This window comes from Amphiplicatus metriothermophilus, assembly GCF_900199215.1.
Taxonomy (GTDB): domain Bacteria; phylum Pseudomonadota; class Alphaproteobacteria; order Caulobacterales; family Parvularculaceae; genus Amphiplicatus; species Amphiplicatus metriothermophilus.
Map to the genome: position 1 here is coordinate 1 of NZ_FZQA01000001.1, position 18496 is coordinate 18496.

The 18496-nt window shown below is 65.4% G+C and carries 22 protein-coding genes and 1 tRNA gene; 8 read left to right on the plus strand and 15 right to left on the minus strand.

All coding sequences use genetic code 11. The features are described 5' to 3' along the window. Window positions 1-144 precede the first annotated feature (144 nt). The 4 genes from CHB64_RS00010 to CHB64_RS00025 form a co-directional block, all read right to left on the minus strand. Window positions 145-1137 (minus strand): aldo/keto reductase, encoded by a 993-nt coding sequence (locus tag CHB64_RS00010; protein WP_089410556.1) that lies wholly within the window; start codon window positions 1135-1137, stop codon window positions 145-147. A 177-nt stretch (window positions 1138-1314) separates the two neighbouring features. Then, window positions 1315-2172, minus strand: coding sequence for a hypothetical protein (locus tag CHB64_RS00015; protein WP_143265898.1), 858 nt, complete (start codon window positions 2170-2172; stop codon window positions 1315-1317). After that, window positions 2169-2774, minus strand: a complete 606-nt coding sequence (locus tag CHB64_RS00020) for a PadR family transcriptional regulator (protein WP_089410558.1) — start codon at window positions 2772-2774, stop codon at window positions 2169-2171. The genes CHB64_RS00015 and CHB64_RS00020 overlap by 4 nt, the downstream gene beginning before the upstream one ends. Window positions 2775-2823: 49 nt before the next feature. Beyond that, the gene (locus tag CHB64_RS00025) at window positions 2824-3432 is read right to left on the minus strand and encodes a DUF1287 domain-containing protein (protein WP_089410559.1); all 609 of its coding nucleotides are present in this window, start codon (window positions 3430-3432) and stop codon (window positions 2824-2826) included. Between the two features lie 121 nt (window positions 3433-3553). On the opposite strand from CHB64_RS00025, the gene CHB64_RS00030 reads away from it, so the two are divergent. Next, window positions 3554-3982: a DoxX family membrane protein gene (locus CHB64_RS00030; protein ID WP_089410560.1), complete on the plus strand. Its 429-nt coding sequence runs from the start codon at window positions 3554-3556 to the stop codon at window positions 3980-3982. Here CHB64_RS00030 and CHB64_RS00035 read toward each other — a convergent pair. After that, a complete protein-coding gene (locus tag CHB64_RS00035; RefSeq protein ID WP_143265899.1) occupies window positions 3933-4451 on the minus strand; it encodes a hypothetical protein in 519 nt (172 codons plus the stop codon). The two genes, CHB64_RS00030 and CHB64_RS00035, sit on opposite strands and share 50 nt — an antisense overlap. A gap of 233 nt (window positions 4452-4684) precedes the next feature. On the opposite strand from CHB64_RS00035, the gene CHB64_RS00040 reads away from it, so the two are divergent. From CHB64_RS00040 to CHB64_RS00060, 5 genes are all read left to right on the plus strand, one after another. Further along, entirely contained in the window at window positions 4685-5152 is a 468-nt protein-coding gene (locus CHB64_RS00040) for a YccF domain-containing protein (protein ID WP_200815179.1), read from the plus strand. Between the two features lie 96 nt (window positions 5153-5248). Continuing rightward, window positions 5249-6952: a hypothetical protein gene (locus tag CHB64_RS00045; protein WP_089410562.1), complete on the plus strand. Its 1704-nt coding sequence runs from the start codon at window positions 5249-5251 to the stop codon at window positions 6950-6952. Window positions 6953-7050: 98 nt separating this feature from the next. Then, a complete protein-coding gene (locus tag CHB64_RS00050; RefSeq protein WP_183233968.1) occupies window positions 7051-7257 on the plus strand; it encodes a twin transmembrane helix small protein in 207 nt (68 codons plus the stop codon). Window positions 7258-7383: 126 nt separating this feature from the next. Next, the gene (locus tag CHB64_RS00055; protein ID WP_089410563.1) at window positions 7384-8133 is read left to right on the plus strand and encodes an electron transfer flavoprotein subunit beta/FixA family protein; all 750 of its coding nucleotides are present in this window, start codon (window positions 7384-7386) and stop codon (window positions 8131-8133) included. Beyond that, the gene (locus CHB64_RS00060; protein WP_089410564.1) at window positions 8133-9065 is read left to right on the plus strand and encodes an electron transfer flavoprotein subunit alpha/FixB family protein; all 933 of its coding nucleotides are present in this window, start codon (window positions 8133-8135) and stop codon (window positions 9063-9065) included. Before CHB64_RS00055 ends, CHB64_RS00060 begins: the two co-directional genes overlap by 1 nt. A 46-nt stretch (window positions 9066-9111) precedes the next feature. On the opposite strand, the gene CHB64_RS00065 is transcribed toward CHB64_RS00060, so the two are convergent. Beyond that, window positions 9112-9579 (minus strand): DUF1203 domain-containing protein, encoded by a 468-nt coding sequence (locus CHB64_RS00065; protein ID WP_183233966.1) that lies wholly within the window; start codon window positions 9577-9579, stop codon window positions 9112-9114. 109 nt (window positions 9580-9688) lie between these two features. Next, window positions 9689-10465: a flavodoxin family protein gene (locus CHB64_RS00070; RefSeq protein WP_089410566.1), complete on the minus strand. Its 777-nt coding sequence runs from the start codon at window positions 10463-10465 to the stop codon at window positions 9689-9691. 149 nt (window positions 10466-10614) lie between these two features. Here CHB64_RS00070 and CHB64_RS00075 point away from each other — a divergent pair, with 149 nt between their 5' ends. Both CHB64_RS00075 and CHB64_RS00080 read left to right on the plus strand, forming a co-directional pair. Further along, window positions 10615-11496 carry a 3-hydroxybutyryl-CoA dehydrogenase gene (locus CHB64_RS00075; protein WP_089410567.1) on the plus strand — a complete coding sequence of 294 codons (882 nt, stop codon included), beginning with the start codon at window positions 10615-10617 and terminating at the stop codon, window positions 11494-11496. 96 nt (window positions 11497-11592) lie between these two features. Next, window positions 11593-11796 (plus strand): dodecin family protein, encoded by a 204-nt coding sequence (locus CHB64_RS00080; RefSeq protein ID WP_089410568.1) that lies wholly within the window; start codon window positions 11593-11595, stop codon window positions 11794-11796. A 188-nt stretch (window positions 11797-11984) separates the two neighbouring features. On the opposite strand, the gene CHB64_RS00085 is transcribed toward CHB64_RS00080, so the two are convergent. The 8 genes from CHB64_RS00085 to CHB64_RS00120 all read right to left on the minus strand — a co-directional run bounded on the left by CHB64_RS00085 (window position 11985) and on the right by CHB64_RS00120 (window position 18379). Continuing rightward, a complete protein-coding gene (locus CHB64_RS00085) occupies window positions 11985-13547 on the minus strand; it encodes a tetratricopeptide repeat protein (protein ID WP_089410569.1) in 1563 nt (520 codons plus the stop codon). A 78-nt stretch (window positions 13548-13625) separates the two neighbouring features. Further along, on the minus strand, window positions 13626-14228 hold the full coding sequence (locus CHB64_RS00090; RefSeq protein WP_089410570.1) for an energy transducer TonB: 603 nt from the start codon (window positions 14226-14228) through the stop codon (window positions 13626-13628). Between the two features lie 10 nt (window positions 14229-14238). Continuing rightward, window positions 14239-14649 (minus strand): ExbD/TolR family protein, encoded by a 411-nt coding sequence (locus tag CHB64_RS00095; RefSeq protein ID WP_089410571.1) that lies wholly within the window; start codon window positions 14647-14649, stop codon window positions 14239-14241. A 56-nt stretch (window positions 14650-14705) separates the two neighbouring features. Further along, window positions 14706-15119 (minus strand): ExbD/TolR family protein, encoded by a 414-nt coding sequence (locus tag CHB64_RS00100; RefSeq protein WP_089410572.1) that lies wholly within the window; start codon window positions 15117-15119, stop codon window positions 14706-14708. A gap of 5 nt (window positions 15120-15124) precedes the next feature. Then, the gene (locus CHB64_RS00105) at window positions 15125-15658 is read right to left on the minus strand and encodes a MotA/TolQ/ExbB proton channel family protein (protein WP_089410573.1); all 534 of its coding nucleotides are present in this window, start codon (window positions 15656-15658) and stop codon (window positions 15125-15127) included. Between the two features lie 34 nt (window positions 15659-15692). Further along, on the minus strand, window positions 15693-17078 hold the full coding sequence (locus CHB64_RS00110) for a MotA/TolQ/ExbB proton channel family protein (RefSeq protein WP_089411393.1): 1386 nt from the start codon (window positions 17076-17078) through the stop codon (window positions 15693-15695). Window positions 17079-17111: 33 nt separating this feature from the next. Next, on the minus strand, window positions 17112-17888 hold the full coding sequence (locus tag CHB64_RS00115) for a DUF3450 domain-containing protein (RefSeq protein ID WP_159462347.1): 777 nt from the start codon (window positions 17886-17888) through the stop codon (window positions 17112-17114). Between the two features lie 416 nt (window positions 17889-18304). After that, a tRNA-Gln gene (locus CHB64_RS00120) sits at window positions 18305-18379 on the minus strand. Window positions 18380-18496 lie beyond the last annotated feature (117 nt).

The following is an 18496-nucleotide window of genomic DNA, read 5'->3' on the forward strand; positions in this document are numbered from 1 at the left end:
CGCCCGCGCGCGCCCCTTCGGGGCGAAACCGCGCGATTCGCGCAAAGCCGAATCGTTCGAAACCGGCCCGAAGCCCTTGCGGCGCCAGACTCAGCACGACTCGCCGCCGCGCCGTTTCGTGCGATTCGCCGCCCCGCCCGCCGCTCAGCCGTCGAGGCTCGACGCGCTCGTTTCGGGATAGCGCGCGCCGACGACAGCGTCGGGCGGCGCGGCCCGCTCGATGGCGGCGACGTCTTCGTCGGACAGCGTCACGGCGAGCGCGCCGAGATTTTCTTCGAGCCGCTCGACCTTCTTCGTGCCGGGGATGGGAATGATGTCCTCGCCCTTCGCCAGCACCCAGGCGAGCGCGATCTGCGCCGGGCTCGCGCCTTTCTGCTTCGCGATCTCGGCGATCCGGTCGACCAGCTTGAGATTCTTCTCCAGCGCGCCGCCGGCGAAGCGCGGATTGGCCTGCATCCTGTAATCGCCCTGCGAGAAATCCTTCTCGGAGCGATAGGCGCCGGTCAACAGCCCGCGCCCCAGCGGGGAATAGGCGACGAAGGCGACGCCGAGCTCCCGGCAGGCGGGAATGACCGCCTTCTCCATCTCGCGCGTGACGATGGAGTATTCCGACTGCACCGCCGCGATCGGGTGGACCGCGTTCGCCTTGCGCAGGGTCTCGACGCTGACCTCGGACAGGCCGATGGCGCGCGCCTTGCCCTGCTTCACGAGCTCGGCCATCGCCCCGACCGAGTCCTCGACCGGCACGGACCGGTCGCGCCGGTGCATGTAGTAAAGGTCGATGACCTCGACCCCGAGCCGCTTCAGCGAAGCCTCGCAGGCCTGCCTGATGTATTTCGGGTCGTTGGACAGGCCCAGCCATTCGCCGTTCGGCCCGCGCCGCACCGCGAATTTCGTCGCCAGCACGACCTCGTCGCGGCGGCGCTTCAGGAACCCGGAAAGCTGCTCTTCGTTGCGGCCCGAGCCGTACATGTCGGCCGTATCGAAGAAATTGATCCCGCGCGCGAGCGCCGCGTCGAGAACCGCCTCGGCCTGCCTGTTCGACAGGGGCGCGCCATAGAACTCCGCCAGCCCCATGCAGCCGAAACCGAGACGCGAGACATTGAGGCCGGAACGGCCCAGAGGAACCGTGCGCATCTCTCGCTCCAAATCAATCCTTGCGTGTCCGCGCGCATGACGGCCGTAACCGCAAGCGGCGCCGCCCGCAAGCCTTCGCTCGTCAGAAGCGAGGCGAGTTCGAAGACCGCGCGCAATCTTTCCCGAGGACGGCTTCGTAGCCGTCTCGACGAACCGGATCGCCGAGTCGCGGGCGCGCTACGCGTAAGGCTGGGCGGCTGCGCGGCGCGGCGCGAGCAGGAGCGTCGCGACGAGGCCGTAAATAAAATTCGACGTCGCGATCTCGACGAAATGCAGCATCCGCACCGGCGCGGGCATGATCGCGTTGGGATAAAGCAGCGGCAGGATCATGAAGATCGAGAACGACGCGCCGACGAGGATCGCGCGCTCTATTCGCGAGCCTCGAAGGCCATAGGCCGCCGCGAAGGCGAGCGCAGCCCAAATCGCGCCGCGCGCGAGCTGGAGCGCAAGCAGCGCGCCCGGCTCGATCGCGTCGGTGAAATTTTCGCCGTAAAAGGCGCGCGCCGTCTCGCTCGGCGTGACGAAGAAAAGACCCGCCGCCCAGTAGGCGACCGGGTAGAGCGCGCTCGCGGCGACGAAGCGCCAGACCAGCGAGGTCAGGGAACGCGTTTCAAAAACCGTTTCGCGCGATCGGCCTTCGACGAACGCGAGCGCGGCGGCGCCGGCGCCGGCGAACGCCGTCGCAAAGCCTGCGCCGATATCGCGCGGCAGGGCGCTCAAGGGATAATCGAAAAACGCGCGGAAATACGCCAGCTCCATTACCGACAGAAGCGTCTGCGCGCAGAAGAAAAGCGCGAGGAGAAGCGCGGCCGCGCCGACCCGCGACAGCCGCATCCGCGCGGCGAGAACGCTCAGCATGAGCGCGTTCGCGGCGTGGACGGCGAACGCGGCGCGCATCATCGCGCCCTGATCGACGCCTTCGGCCGGCGCGGCGCCGGCGTAGATTATGGCCCCCCCGATCATCACAGCCGCTATAAGCGCGATGAAGACCAGCGCCGCCTTCGCAGGCCAGACGAGAAAATTTCTCATGCTCATGATGTCTTCTCCGGGGGCGTTTTTTGCGGCGCGCGCGCTCCGGCGACGAAAGCGTCAAGCGCGCGTTGCGCCCAGCGCGCGGTCTTGCGATATCCGTCTATACCCGCCTGCAAGGCCAGCACGCCGGACAGCGGCGCGGCGGCCCGCATTTGCTCGGCATGCGCTTCGAGGGCTTCGATATGAGCCTCCGTCTCGCGCTTCAGGTCTTTCAGGAAACGGATGATCGCCGCCTCGGGCAGATTGCCGGACATGAAGGCGAAACGGAGCATGAGGTCCTGCATGTTCCGCCGCACGTCTTCGCGCGCGACCGGCGCGGCGAGCCAATCGCGCAGCGCCGCCCGCCCGCGCGGCGTGATCGCGAAGACGCGCTTCGAGCTGTCGGGATTGTCCGGATGGGGCGCGCGCTCGACCAGGCCCGCCGCGCGCAGTCCCTTGATCGCCGGATAGATGCTTCCCGGGCTGGAGCTGTAAATCGCGATCGGGGTTTCCGCGAAAAGCCGGCCTATCTCGTAGCCCGTCCAGGGGCGCGCCGCGAGGAGGCCGAGAATGGCGTATCCGAGCGAACTCGGTCGTCGGGAGGAGGCGCGCGCCTGATATTTCATACGATCCGTAATAATCTTTACGAGAAATATTACGAAACGTAGTACGATGTCAAGACTCGCTCTCCGTCATGAGCGCCGGCCGGTAGCGCCCCGTGATCGGCCAGTCGAACAGCGCGTCCTCAAGACGCGCGCCGGCGCCGATATTATGAACGACGAGCGGCCGACCGCTCGGCGCGCGGCGCCCCGTCACCACGCCGATATGGGGCAGAAAGCCCGACGGGCCGCGCAGGTTCCACGCCACCACGTCGCCGGGCGCGTAGTCGCTCGGGTCACCGCTCGCCGGCAGCGCGACGCCCGCACGGCGGAAGAAGGCTTCGAGATTGGGAACGCGCCGGTGATCGATATTGGGGTCGGGCCGGTCGAGCCCCCAATGGTCCGGATAGGCGGCGAAGTCCCGATTCATGTCCTCATGGACGAGAAGCTGGAGGTCGATCCCGATTTCCCTCAGTGTCCGGACGACCACGTCGGCGCACACGCCGCGTTCTTCCGAAATGTCCCCGCCCGGATAATCGAGCGCGACATAGGACGGATCGTAAACGAGCGTGCGCCCGACTTGGGCGAGCGCCGCCTCGGCGAGACGCGCGCCGGCGGCGGGCTCGGCCCCCGCCGGAAAGACGGCCGCAGCGGCGAATATGAGCGTCAGCAGCAACGCGCGCATGGCCCTAGCGGACCCCGGCAATGGGGCGAGGATGGGGCGGCCGGGGCTGGCGCGATCGTGATCGGCGCCGCCGCGCGGATCGCCTATGCTCGCCGGCGCAGCAACCGCAGGGGATATCCGCATGGCCGTCAGAGCCGCGCTTTTGCTCGCCTTGCGCGTCACCACCGGCGCGCTGCTCGTCGTCTGGGGAACGCTCAAGGTCATGGAGCCGGGCTACGCCGCGCGCGTGTCCGACGCGTTCTATGGCGGCCTTCTGAGCGGACGGGCCCTTCAGGCGCCCCTCGGCTGGGCCGAGATCGCGCTTGGCGCGCTCGTGATTCTGGGGCTCTTCCGCCGGATCGTCTATCCGCTGCAGGCGCTGGTTCTGTGCGCTGGCGCGCTGGCGGTGTGGAAATACATTCTCGACCCGCTCGGCGCCTGGCTGCTCACGCCCGAGACGCGGCAATATCTGTTCTTCCCGTCGAGCACGCTTGCGGTCGCCTCGCTGATCCTCGTGTTCTTCATGGAGTTCGACCGGCTGGCGCTGGATCGCGCGCTGCGCCGACGCTGACGAGGGAGCGGACCCGTCCGGGCGGCGGGCTTGCGGGCGGATCGAGATACAGTCCCGCTTCGGCCAGCGCTTCGGCGGCTTCGGCCGCGGCGGCGCAGGCCGCCTCCACATGGGCGCGCCGGACCAGCCAGGCCGCGCGGGCCCGGCACGCCGCCGCATCCCCATGCTGGGCCGCGGCGAGGAGGTTCGCCAGCGCGCGCTCGTCATGGGTGAGAACAGGCCCGGCCGTCAGCATGAGCCGGCGGCGCGCGCCCCGATCGACCGTCTTGAGGAAAAGCGTCATCCGGCCGAACAAGCCGTCCGCGGACCAGCGCGCCGGCGCGCAGCCCGGCGGGCCGAACACGATCGCGCGGATGAGAGTCGTGAGCCGCCGCGCGCCGTCGCAAGCCGCTCCGGGCGGCGCGGCGGTTCCGTCGCCGCCTGCCGGCGCCGTCGACGCCCGCCCCTGCTCGTTTCGCTCCGACGCCACGCCGGCGGCCTCCTCCCGTTTGCGACGTCCCGGACCGGTTCCGGACAGCGCGCCGAATTCCGGCGGGCGCGCGCGGCGGGACGTTTTCGCCTCGCAGGAAAGCCTATTAATGCAATTCATTATCAATTGCAAATCATCGAAAACTTCCCGCGCGCCGCGGCGAGCGTTTTCTGCGCCGAGGCGCCATGCAGCGCGCCCAATCCATCCTATGTTCAGGGAAAACGGAGGCGGCCATGTATCGCGACCATCCTCTCGCCGACGAGGCCCGCATCAATCCGGCGAGTCTCATCCTCAACATTCTCTGGCTCGCTTTCGGCGGGGCGGTGAGCGCGCTGGGCTGGTTCTTCGCCGCGCTCCTCATGGTCGTGACCATCATCAGCATCCCCTGGGCGCGGGCGGCCTTCGACAACGGGATCTACACCCTGTGGCCCTTCGGGGTGCGCGCGGTCGCCCGCGATCGCCTTTACGGGGAAGACATCGGCACGGGCCCTCTCGGCCTGCTCGGCAATCTGGTCTGGCTGCTGCTCGCCGGCTGGTGGCTGGCGCTCGGCCACCTCGTCGCGGCGCTGGCGCTGGCGATCACCGTCATCGGCCTGCCTTTCGCATGGGCGCATCTGAAGCTCGCCGGCTTCGCCCTCTGGCCGATCGGGCGCGCGGTCGTGCGCCACGACATCAACCGGCGGTTTTCGCCCTATCGATGAAATCCCGGCGAGGACAGGGCGCGCCCCCTACCGACTCCGTTAACGCCCGGTTAAACTCCCCTCATGGTCATGGGGCGGCGCACAGCGCGGGGGATTTTGGGGGCCTGGATCGGCGCGCTGATCCTGGCGCCGGCGCTCGTCGCCGCCGAATCCGGCCCGATCCCCGAGCCCGTCAATACCGGACGGGAATGGAAGGTCTACAAGACCGCCTGGTCTCAGGAGGACGAAGCCGGCTACGCCGCCTTCGTTCAGGCGGTCGGCCGGTCGGACTGCGACTCGCTGGAAAATTGCCTCAAAAGCGAAGCCAACCCCTACAGGCATACGGACGACCGGTTCTTCCGCGGCGATTGCGCCGACATGGCCTACATGCTGCGCGCCTATTACGCCTGGAAGAACGGCCTTCCCTTCTCCTATCAGAAGGCGATGCGCACGGCGGACGGCAGCCCGCAGGATCTGCGCTATTCGACCGGCGGCAATGTCGTCGCCGCGCGCCGGCAGGTCATCAACCATACGAGCGACGCGCCGCATTTCATCCAGCGGATCGCCCGCGAAGTCTCCACCGCCATGTTCCGCACCCATCCCGTCACCGGCGGCGGGGCGCATTTCGACGATTTCTATCCGGTGAAGATCGACCGGGAATCCGTCCGCCCCGGCGTCATCGCCTACGATATTTTCGGCCATGTCGGCATCGTTTACGACGTGCTGGAGGATGGCCGCATTCTTATTATCGCGTCGCATCCGGACGATTCCGTCACCCGCTCCGCTTACGGACCGAATTTCATGCGCGCCAAGCCGGCGCTCGGCGCCGGGCTCAAGGCCTGGCGGCCCATCCATGTCGAAGGCGCGCGCCGGCTCAGGGACGGCGCGCTGCAGGGCGGAAAGCTTCGCGCGGCGCCCAACGAGGCGATCCCGGACTTTTCCCTGGAGCAGTTCTACGGCAATGCGCCGCATCCGTCGGGCGAGTGGCATTACGGCCAATTCCGCCATCAGGGCCTGACGCTTTCCTATTACGATTATGTGCGCCGCATGCTCGCCGCGCCCGGGTTCGTCTACGACCCGGTCGCGGAATTGCGCCGCGGTCTTCAGACGATCTGCCGCGCCATAAAGGACAGGAAGGTCGCCGTCGACCGCGCGGTCGAGGCGCGCGTTCATCTTCGTCCGCATCCGGACAGGCTGCCGCCGAACATCTATGGAACCTACGGCCTGTGGGAGGAATACTCGACGCCGTCGCGCGACGCGCGCCTCAAGGTATCGTTCATCGAGCTGCGCCGCGAAGCGCAACGGCTTTACGCGGCGGCGCTGGCCGGCGAGCCGGGCGTGCGCTACGAGGGCGACGATCTCGCCCGCGATCTGTGGGACGCCTTCAACGAGGAAAAGGACCGCTGCACGATAATTTACCGCCGCTCGGACGACACGCGAGTCGCGCTCAATCTCGGCCATGTGATGGACCGGCTGTGGGATCTTTCCTTCGATCCCTATCACTGCCCGGAGCGGCGCTGGGGCGCGTCCGGCGCGGAGCTTGAGACGTGTACGGACGATGAAGAAAAGACTCGCTGGTACAACGCCCAGCGCTTTCTGCGCTATCAGGCCGAGCGGACCTACGACGTGCGCATGGACTTCGCCCTGCACGAGCTCAAGCCGCCGATGGCCGCCCAACCCGAGGAGGGCGGGCTCGGCGTCGACGCCCCGGCGGACGCGGATCTGCGCGCCTTCCTCGCCTCGATCAACGCCCTGTCGACCGCAGAGGCTGAGGCGCGCCCCTCTCCCGCCGCGGCCGGCGGCCCGCGCGAGGCGCGCTGAGCGGGCGCGCAGAGCCCGTGCAATCGATCCGGCGAGGGTCTATATGGCGTATTGCAAGCGCCCGCCCGAGCGCGCCGGCGGGCGGAAAGGAGCGCACCTTGCTGAGCAATCTCGTCTTCTTCCTCATTCCGATCGCGATGCTCGCGACGCTCGTGATCCTGTGCGTGGGCATTTATTCCCTCGCCAAGGGCGGCGCCTTCGCCAAGGCCAACTCCAACAAGCTCATGCGGCTCAGGGTCGCGGCCCAGGCGATCGCCATCGCGCTGATGATGCTGTTTCTGTGGCTGGCGAGCCTCGGCGATTGAAGCTGCCGGCCGGCGTTGAAAGCCTTCCGGGGCGCGGCTAATGTCGCGCCGATTTCAAGACGGCGCGCGTCCGCGCCGGCCTTTCCTGCGCGGCGGCGCCGCGTCCTTTGAGGACAGGAGCATTCCATGAAACTTCTCGTGCCCGTCAAACGGGTGATCGATTACAACGTGAAGGTCCGCGTGAAATCGGACCAAAGCGGCGTCGATCTCGCCAACGTGAAAATGTCCATGAACCCCTTCGACGAGATCGCCGTCGAAGAGGCCGTGCGCATGAAGGAAGCCGGAACGGCGCAGGAAATCGTCGTCGTCTCGATCGGCCCCGAAAAGGCGCAGGACCAGATCCGTCAGGCGCTCGCCATGGGCGCGGACCGCGGCCTGCTTGTGAAGACCGAGGCGGAGACCGAGCCGCTGGGCGTCGCCACGCTCCTCAAGGCGATCGTGGAGGAGGAAAAACCCGACCTCGTCATCATGGGCAAGCAGGCGATCGACGACGACTGCAATCAGACGGGCCAGATGCTCGCCGCGCTCCTGGGCTGGCCGCAAGGCACCTTCGCTTCGAAGATCGAGAAGAAGGACGGCGAGATCCACGTCACGCGCGAAATCGACGGCGGCCTTCAGACGGTCTCGCTGAAGCTGCCCGCGGTCGTGACCACCGATCTGCGCCTCAACGAGCCGCGCTACGCCTCGCTGCCCAACATCATGAAGGCGAAGAAGAAGCCGCTCGACGTCAAGGATCCGTCCGATTACGGCGTCGACCTCAAGCCGCGGCTCGAAGTGCTGAAGGTGACCGAGCCTCCGAAGCGCGAGGGCGGGGTCAAAGTCGAAACCGTCGCCGAACTCGTAGACAAGCTGAAAAATGAAGCGGGAGTGCTCTAATGGCCATCCTCGTCGTCGCGGACCATCATAACGAGGCGCTTTCCGACGCCACCCACAAGACCGTGACCGCCGCGCAACAGATCGGCGGAGACATCGACATCCTCGTCGCCGGCAAGGATTGCCGGCCCGTCGCCGAAGCGGCGGCGAAAATCGCCGGCGTGCGCAAGGTGCTTTACGCGGACGATGCGCGTTACGAGCATCGTCTCGCCGAACCGCTCGCCGCGCTGATCGTTTCGCTGGCCGACGACTACGACGCCATCCTCAAGGCGGCGACGACGACGGGCAAGAACGTCATGCCGCGCGCGGCGGCCCTGCTCGACGTGATGCAGGTCTCCGACATTATCGCCGTCGAAGCGCCCGATACGTTCGTGCGCCCGATCTACGCCGGCAACGCGCTGCAAACCGTGAAGTCAACCGACAAGAAGAAGGTCGTCACCGTGCGCGCCACCGCCTTCAAGGCGGCGGAGGAGAACGGATCAGCCTCCATCGAAGACGTTCAGCCTGCGGATGATCCAGGTCTTTCCTCCTTCGTCAAGGAAGAGCTGACGAAATCGGAGCGCCCGGAACTCACGGCCGCCAAGATCGTCATTTCAGGCGGACGCGCGCTCGGCTCCTATGAGAACTTCGAAAAGCTGATCTTTCCGATTGCGGACAAGCTGGGCGCTGCGGTCGGCGCGTCGCGCGCGGCGGTCGACGCCGGCTATGTGCCCAACGACTATCAGGTCGGCCAGACCGGCAAGGTCGTCGCCCCGGAGCTCTATATCGCGGTCGGCATTTCCGGCGCCATTCAGCACCTCGCCGGCATGAAGGATTCGAAGGTGATCGTGGCGATCAACAAGGACGAAGAAGCGCCGATCTTCCAGGTCGCCGATTACGGCCTCGTCGCCGATCTGTTCAAGGCGTTGCCCGAACTCAACGAGGCGCTAGGCTGATCGGCTGCGCCGGTTTTTCGAATAGACCTCGCCGCGGCGGGCCTTTTCATGCGCGCTGAACGCGCGCCGCGAAGCAGCCATAGGCCGCGTTATGGGCGTCGATATAAGCCGCTTGCGGATTATCGAGCGCGCGCCGGATGTTCTCCGCCGGCTCCCCCGATAACGCCAGATCGGCGCCGATCAGCATGCCGCCCGCGTCGAATATGCGCAGCGCGATCGGCCGGCCGCGCAGGACGGGCGGAATCTCGTCGACATGTCGGGCCGGCGCGCTTGCGCCCTCCCGCACATAGATGGCGTAGGCCGACCGGTATGGCGTCGCCGCCTTGTGGCTCTCATGGTTGAGCAACAGTACGCGCTCGCCCGGTTCGGCGTCCTGAAGCGTGACGCGGCAAGGATAGCCGGGCTTGCGGTCGGCGATTTTTCGGACGACGCCGCGCGCGGCGAGCGCGGCCTCGTCGAGACCGTAAAGCGGGGCGAACTCTTCCGGCGAAAGGCCGGCGATGACGAAAGACATGCGGCGCTCCATGAAAACGACTGCGCCATGCTCGCTGTTTCCGCCGCCGGGCGCCGCCCGATTCTTGCGTCGGCGCGCCGCGGCGCGACAAAAACCGCGCCGTCGCGCCTCAGCGATATTCCGGATTGGGATGACCGAAGCGCTCTCCCGCCTCCCATCGAACCGGCTGGTTGCCATAAGCCGGCACGCCGCCCGCATCCTTCAACATCCGGGCGAAATGCAGAAGGTTCCACGTCATGAAGGTCGTGTTGCGACGGGTGAAGTCATTGTCGAAGCCGGCGCGCGAGCCGTCTTCCAGCGCGTCTCCGTAGCTCGGCCCGGGGCCCGCCTCGCCGATCCAGCCGGCGTCGGCCTGCGGCGGGATCGCATAGCCGACATGCTGGAGCGCATACAAAACGCCCATGGCGACATGCTTTACGCCGTCTTCGTTGCCGGTGACGAGACAGCCTGCCACTTTGCCGTAAAACACATACTGGCCGCGGTCGTTGCGCTGGCCGGAATGCGCATAAAGCCGTTCGATGAGCCGGGCGCATACGGACGAATACTGCCCCAGCCAGATCGGCGTGCCCACGATCAGGATCTCGGCCCTTTTCACCGTCTCCCACAGTTTCGGCCAGTCGTCCCGCTCCCAGCCATGCTCGGTCATGTCCGGATTGACGCCGGGGGCGACGACACGGTCCGCCAGCCGCAAGCGGTCTACGGCGACGCCCTGTCGGCGCATGATCGCCGCGGCGTTATCCATCAAGAGGTCGGTATGAGAGGCCTCGGGCGATTTCTTGAGCGTGCAGTTGATGAAAACCGCGCGCAGGTCGTCATATCGCGCCGGCGGCGCGGCGCCAGACCCGGCCTTCTCCTCCGCGCCGCGTTTCCACAGCCTTGCGATCATCAGCTTCTCCCTCTTGCGCGCGGCTTCTGCGTAACACCCGGCCTTCTAATCGCTCCGGCGCTTTCTTGAAATGTTGCATTGCGGCGAAATCGGATCATAATTCCGTGTTCATCCGCATAGTCGGCCGTTGACGGCCTTAGGAGACGGGCATGCTCGACGATATCAAAAAGGTCGGCGTGATCGGCGCGGGCCAGATGGGCAACGGCATCGCCCATGTTTTCGCGCTCGCCGGATATGACGTGCTCCTGCATGACATCGCCCCCGAACGCATTGATGCGGCCCTCGCCATTATCGAAAAAAATCTGTGCCGCCAGGTCGCAAAAGGGATGATCGCCGAGGCGGAGCGGGATCGGGCCCTTGCCGCGATCAGGCCGGCGGCGAAGCTCGCCGAGCTCGCGGACTGCGACCTCGTCATCGAAGCGGCTACGGAGAATCTCGAGATCAAGAAGAAGATCTTCGGCGAGCTCTGCCCGGATCTGAAAAAAAGCGCCCTTCTTGCCACCAATACTTCGTCGATCTCGATCACCGGGCTCGCCGCCGCGACCGACCGGCCGGACAAGTTCATCGGGCTTCATTTCATGAACCCCGCGCCCTTGATGCAGCTCGTCGAGGTCATCCGCGGCATCGCCACGAGCAAGGAGACCTACGACGCTGCAAAAGCGATTGTCGCCAAGCTCGGCAAGACGACGGCCGTGTCGGAAGATTTTCCGGCTTTCATCGTTAATCGCATTCTGATGCCGATGATCAACGAGGCCATCTACACGCTCTATGAGGGCGTCGGCACGGTCGAGGCGATCGACACCGGCCTCAAGCTCGGCGCCAATCATCCGATGGGCCCGCTGGAGCTCGCAGATTTCATCGGCCTCGACACCTGCCTCGCCATCATGCAGGTGCTCTATGAAGGGCTCGCGGACTCGAAATATCGTCCGTGTCCGTTGCTTGTGAAATATGTCGAAGCCGGCTGGCTCGGCCGCAAGACGGGGCGCGGCTTTTACGATTATTCCGGCGAACGGCCCATGCCCACGCGCTGAAACGCGCGCGCCGACGGGCTTTTACCGCCAGCCCCACGGCGTTATGCTCCCCCCGCCAGGCGCAATTCCGCGCCGGCGAGCATGGGGAGTGCGCATATGGCCGTCGCCCGCGTCACCGAAATCATCAGCGGATCGCCGAAAAGCTTCAAGGACGCCATTGAGGCCGGCATCGAGCGCGCCAACAAGACGCTCAAACACGTCGAAGGCGCTTGGATCAAAGACCAGTCGATCATTCTCGACGACGGCAAGATCAAGGAATACCGCGTCAACATGCATGTGACGTTCATCGTCGAGGATTGACGCCTTGCGGCCGTCTCGCGCCCGCCTCTGCCGAACAGGGACATCCGGCGCATGACTGTCAGCACCCGGATGAGAAAACGATGCGAGCCTGAGCGCGAAAGCAAGCCGGCGTCGCGGCGCCGAAGGATGAAAAAGAAAAGGGCGGCTTGACCGCCGCCCTTTTCGTCGCTTTCAGCGTCTTCGAGCTTTTATTCCTGTCCGGGCGGCGCCGATTCTTCGGCGGCTTCTTCCGCATCTTCTTGCGGCGCGCCGGCGCCGCCGGCGCCTTCCCCGTCCGCCGAGCCGCCGCGGCGCAGCTCTTCGAGCCGCCGCTCGATCGCGCGACATTCTTCAGGCGGACGGCCCTGCAGACGACAGACCTGAAGCTGGGTGGTGACCCGCTCGATTTCAGCGCGGCGCTGTTCCTCGCGCTGGGCGGCCTCAAGCCTGTCCTGCGCTTCTTCGGTGGCGTTGATGGCGTCGATATATTCGATCCACTGCCGGGCCTGGCCGCGCGTATTGGAATAGTTGAGCGCGCGGGAGAAGGCTTCGCGCGCGCGCGCACGCGTCGCGCGGTCGCCGGGACCGGCTTGACTGAAACGCGCCGTGCCGAGCAGCAGCCAGGCGTCGCCGGTCTGGGTTTGAGTCATGCCGCCTTTGTTGAGCGCGGCGACCAGCGCGCGCTCGGACGCAGCATATTGCTCGTCGGCGAGCAGCACCTGCCCGAGACGATAGGAAAGCTCGCCGCTATCCGACATGCGCGCGGCCTGCTGCAGGACGGGAATCGCGCGCTTGTGCTCGCGCGCCTGGCTCCAGAGCTGCGACAGCAGGGTCAGATTTTTCACATTGCGCGCGACCGTGCCGGTCTCCATCTCGCGCTCGAGCAGCTTCGCGCCGCGATAAGGGTTGTCGAAAAAGGAGTAGTACTGAACGAGCGTCAGGATTTCTGCCTCGTTCTTCAGCAGGCCGGCGCGATAGGCGACTTCGAGGACGGAGAAAGCGTCCTGGTCGCGTCCGGTCGTCGAATACAGGCCCGACAACTGCGTCCAGTAGCTGCGCTCGCCCGGCCAGTGAGTGATCATCCGCTCAAGAAGCTGGGCGCGTTTCGTATTCTCGTTGAGCTCCGAATAGATGAGATTGAGAAGATCAAAGTAGCTCTTTCTCGGCTCCGTCAGGGCGGCCACGGCCCGTTCGGCGGGATCGAGCGCCGCGCGGTAATTGGGCGGCTGAACCTGAATATAGGCGGCGGCCAGCAGATAATAGGCGTTCGGATCAACCGTCTGACCCGCCGTTTGCGAAATGCGAATCCATTCCTGCAGACCGCGGATCGCCGCCTGATAGTCCTCAAGCTGGAAATAGAGCTGCGCGATGAAATAGCGCAGCTGGTTGTTGCGTTCAGGCGGCAGGGCGTTAAGACGAAGCGCTTCCTCGAAGTCGCGCAGCGCGCCGCGGAAATCCTCGAGATTGACCTTGACCGTCGCGCGCAGCTCAAGCGTCGTGGCGCGGTCGAACGGCTTCATCCGGTCGCCGCGATCGCTCATGAGCTTGTTGAGGCCGGCGAGCGCTTCCTGGAAGCGCTCCTCCTGGATCATCGTGAATATGTCCTGCAGGACGCGCGCGACGGCGGGATCAAGCGTCTCGGAGCGGCGGCGCGGCTGCTCTTCTTCCTCCTGCAAGGCGGCGGCGGGCGGGCTGTAGACCGCGATCGCGCCGAAGGCGGCGACAAGCCCGGCGATTAGCACTCCAGCGATGTTCTTCCGTCTGATCATCATGTCGTCGCCTTAAAACCCGCTCGCTGCCTGACAGACTCTTGTTCCGTTTCGGATCGCTCCGCCCAAGGATAAACCGGCTTATTCAGGCGCAAGCTCGAAAGTGATCGTCGTCTGCACGCCGCGCCGCCATTCCGCCTTGTTGTCGACGATCTTGGGCTGGTATTTCCAGCGCTCCACCGCGCGCGCGGCCTCGCGGTTGAAGCAGCTGTTCGTCGAATCGACGACGCGAATATTCGTCGTGGTGCCTTCCGGCGTGACGTCGAACTCGAGAAAGACCGATTCGCGCTCCCCGGCCCGGGACTGGCACCGCTCGGGATATTGCGGCGGAATGCGCACGAGGGGCTGCGCGTCGCGATCGGGATTGAAGCCGGTGCCGATATTCAGATTGACGTCGAGCTGCGGAAGCGCGGCCCGCACACCGTCGAGCGCCGGCCTGTTCGACGGGTCGGTGACGGCCGGCGGCGGCGGCGGCGGCGCGTCGAGGGTCGGGCGCTTGAATTCCTTGTTGACGTTGGAAAGATCCGTCTCCTGAAGCTGCGCGGTGACGTCGATCTTTACGGCCGCGCGCTCTTCCTCAAGCCGCAGCTCGCCGCGAATGAGCGCCGACATCAGCAGAAACAGCCCGACCGTGACGATTGCTGCGCCGGGCAGTCCGAAAATGACGCGTGTCACCGAGCCCATGGCCAGCCTCCTATACGTCCTCAGTGGACACGGCGATCTCGTCGACGCCGGCCGCGCGGATCTGGTTGACCACTTCTACAAGATAGCGCGACCGCGATCCTGCGTCCGCCTGCACCACCGCCGTGCCTTTGGGATTCTCGCGGCGCAGTTGCTCGACGGCGGCGCGTACTTCGTCGAGCTGCACCTGTTTCTTGTTTATCCAGATTTCGTCCTCGGCCGTGATCGCGACCAGAATTGAGGCGAGCTTGCGCTCCTGCGCGGTGGCCGCCTCCGGCCGCAAGACGTCGACGCCAGGCTCTTTCACGAAAGTCGACGTCACGATGAAGAAGATCAGCATGATGAAGACGATGTCGAGAAGCGGCGTCACGTTGACGTCGTCTTCCGCCGTGCCGTCGTTCTGTGAAAACCTGCTCCTCGCCATCACCGCACCATCATTTCATCGAACCGCTTCCGCAGGCGTCAGCCCACGAGACAAATCTAGCGTTCCTGCTGCAGCGCCAGCGACACCGCGCTCGCGTTGCCCTGACGCGCCTGGTCCATGACCGTCACGGCGATCCCGGCTTTCGAATCAGGCGCGGCGCTGACCAGCACCACGCCGCGCGGCTCGCGCGCCATGAACTCCTCGACCACCGGCTTGACTGAGTAGGGGTCGATGATCCGGACATTATTGACCCGCACGAACCCGTCTTCCTGCACGGAAAGCAGCAGCGCCGGGGGCGGAATCGTCTCTTCTTCCGGCGGCGTGTCTTCCGGCGTTCGCACGTCGATGCCTTTCTCCTTCAGAAACGTCGCCGTCACGATGAAGAAGATCAGCATGATGAAGACGATGTCGAGCAGCGGCGTCACATTGACGTCTGCGGCTTCCGCATGATGTGTGCTTTTTCTGCGCATTGCGGCTACTCGATCAACAGTTCGTCGGAGACTTCATGCTCGGCTTTCTTCGCGAAACGCTCGAAAGCGTTGATGAAGATGAGCCCCGAAAGAGAGACGACGAGCCCCGCCATGGTCGGAATCGTCGCCTTCGAGATGCCGCCCGCCATCAGTCGCGCGTTGGACGAGCCGGTGACCGCCATGATGTCGAACACCTCGACCATGCCCGTCACGGTGCCCAGAAGGCCGAGAAGCGGCGTGACCGCCACCAGCGCGCGAATGATCCCGTTGAAGCGCTCCGTTTCCTGTTTCGCTTCGGAGATCAGCCGGTCGCGGATGGCGTGCGCGTACCATGACTTGTGGTCCGTCCGCGCCGCCCAAGCCCGCTTGGCGCGCTTGATGACCCCGTCCTTGGCGGTCGTCCAAAAGATGATCCGTTCGATGATCAGCGCCCACATGAAGAAGGCCACGAACATGATCACCACGAGAACGTTGCCGCCGGCGGCGAGGAATTCAAGCAGCGCTTCATAGGCGCTCGACGGATTGAGATACTGGAGCATCCTGGGGGACTCCTTTCCCGCTCCGGTTCAGCGCCTAGCGCCCGCCCTCAGCGTGCTGGGCGATGATGCCCGCGGCCTGCTCCTCTAGCACCTGCGTCACGCGGCGCGCCGCGCCGCTCGCGAAGGCGTGGAGGAGAAGCAGCGGAATCGCCGCGATGAGGCCGAGCACCGTCGTCACGAGCGCTTCGGAGATGCCGCCCGCCATAATCTGCGGGTCGCCCGTGCCGAACAGCGTGATCGCCTGGAAGGTGTTGATCATCCCGATGACCGTGCCCAACAGGCCGAGCAGCGGTGCGACGGCGGCGATCACCTTGACGAGGTTGAGACCGCCTTCGAGCTTCGGCACCTCTTTCAGGATGGCATCGTCAAGCTTCAGCGCGATGGTTTCTACATCCGCTGATTGCGAATTCTCATAGGCGAGCATTACGCGGCCGAGCGGGTTGTTTTTCGACGCCTTCTTGCGACGCACCTGCGCGTTCACGGCGTTGGCCGTCATGGTCAGCGTGACCCATTTGTAGATGCCGAGAAGGGCGGCGAGCGAGGCGACGACGATAATCGTGTAGCCGACCGCGCGGCCCTGGCGGACGCGCTCGACGACGGTCGGGGTTTCGACCACCAGCGACAGCAGCGTGCCGAGCGAGGGATCGATCACGCCGCGCACGAAGCCTTCCCCGGTGGCGCGCTCCACGCGGCGGGCGGCGTCCGTAGCCACCTTGCCGGGCTGGCGCGCGAGGAACTGCAGCACGCCGAGATCGCCCTTGTAGGTGAGATAACGGCCGTCGGAGAACGCGACGAACGGACCGATCCGCGTCACCTCCTCGGCGCGCGGCTGGCCGTCGGCGCCAACGACCTCGGCCTCGAAAGTGACGACTTTCGCCTGTTCGGCGATCTGCTGGATCATGGTCTCCCAAAGGAAGACGAGCTGTTCTTCGGTGGGCAGGGTTTCGGTCTGCGCGATCTGCTGCAACTCGGCGCCGCGGCCAGGGAGTTGCGCGCTTATGATCGAGTTGGTCACCTGCACGTTGAGATCGCTCGCCGCGGAACGCGCCGCGCCGAACAACTCCTGAAATTCGCCCTGTTTGGCGGCGAGCTCCTGGCTAAGCTCGTCGATGCGGGCCTGGTTCTGCTCCATCACGCCCTCAAGGCGGGTCGATTCGGCCTCGGCCGCGACGACCTGCTGGCGAACGCGGTTGAGTTCGGCCTGCTGATTGTTGCGCTCGGCGAGAAACCGCTGCTCGCGCTGGCGGTTTTCCTCCGAGACCTGACGGCGCTCGCGGCGCACCGCCTCAAGCACCTGATCAAGCGTGATCTGCGGCTGCTCTTGGGCCTGAGCCGGCGCGAACGTTCCCTGCGTCAGATCGAGCGACATCGCCGCCGCCCCGGCGCAAAGCGAAAGACCTGCAAGCTTGAAGAGTTTCATGATCTTGTATTCCTTCACGATTCGCCGAAACGCTTATTCAGCCCGAACGGGCGGCTTCACGGGCACGGGCAGGAGGTCGGGCGCGGTCTGCTCCTTGGCCATGCGCAGGCCGAGCTTGATGTCCGGCAGATAGGACTTGTTGAGGTCCACCCAGCCGCCCGCGCCGCCATTGGCGTTCTTGTCCCAGATCCGAAGCACCGAGTCGTCAGGCGTCTTGAAGACCAGCGCGATGCGGCCGATGCGGAGAAATTCGCCGGTGATCTCGCCGCCGTCGCCGGCGATCACGCCTTCATAGGCGCCGATGGTGCGGCCGTATTCGTTCTCGATCTGATAGGCTTCGACGATCAACCGGTACCGCTGGGCCGCCGTGATTTCGGGATTTTCGAGCACGCCCTTGAGACGCTCGACGCGATCGGTCCGCTCGCCGATGTTGAAGGGAAGGTCGGCGGCGACGATCTGCCCCAGCCGCGCCACCATGTCTTCCATCAGCGGCTGCATGGCGCGCTGCAGGCCTGCGACATTTTCGATGTCTTGGGACAGGCGGGCGATCTGGCGCTCCTGGGCTTCAATCTGGCGCTGAAGCGAGGCGTTATAACGACGAGCGGCCTCGAGTTGCTTGACGTTGGCCCTATAATCGTTGAGCAGCGCGGCGGTCTGGTCGTCGAGCTGGTCGATCCGCTGCTGCGAGGCTTTGGTTTCCCGCGCCGTCGCTTCGCTCTCGCGCAGCGCGGCGGAAAACTGCGCGTGCGCGGGCGCGCTCAATACGGCAAGGATCGCCGCGGCCGATCCCAGTAATGCTGCTGTCTTCATCATTGCCTCACCCAACGGTTTGCTTCGGCTGGTCGTCACTCCGGCGTTCTTGCCGAGAAAAGGATGCGCACAGGCGCGCCATCGAACTCATGAAAGCGGCCGTCGCCTGACCGGCGCGCAACCGCGGTTCCTTGATAGCCTGATCGGATCACACGCCCCAAATCAACTTACCCCTTCGGGCATGATTGAAACATTTGCTTTCGATTTGCAACGTCGTTCTGCGACCGCAAACCCGTTTCAATCTCCGCCGTTTCCCTGTCGACTTTCTTATCTGTCCGGTCTATCCGGTTCGCCCCCTGCCCCAAGGGTCGTTAGTTTGTAACAAGCGAATCGCGGCAGCGCAATGCCGCAATTTTTCGGCCGTCGCGAAGGCGCGCCGTTCGAAAACCGGTCAGTGCAGCGCGGGCAGCGAGGACTGGCTGGGGCGCTAGGATTCGAACCTAGGAATGGCGGGACCAAAACCCGCTGCCTTACCACTTGGCTACGCCCCAAGATGAGGAGGCGCCTGATAACGCCTAAACGCCGCAGATGCAATGGGCCCCCGGCGCGGATTCGCCCGCTGGAACCAGCCCCGCCGCCGCGCGCCGACGCCGGACGGGAACGCATTG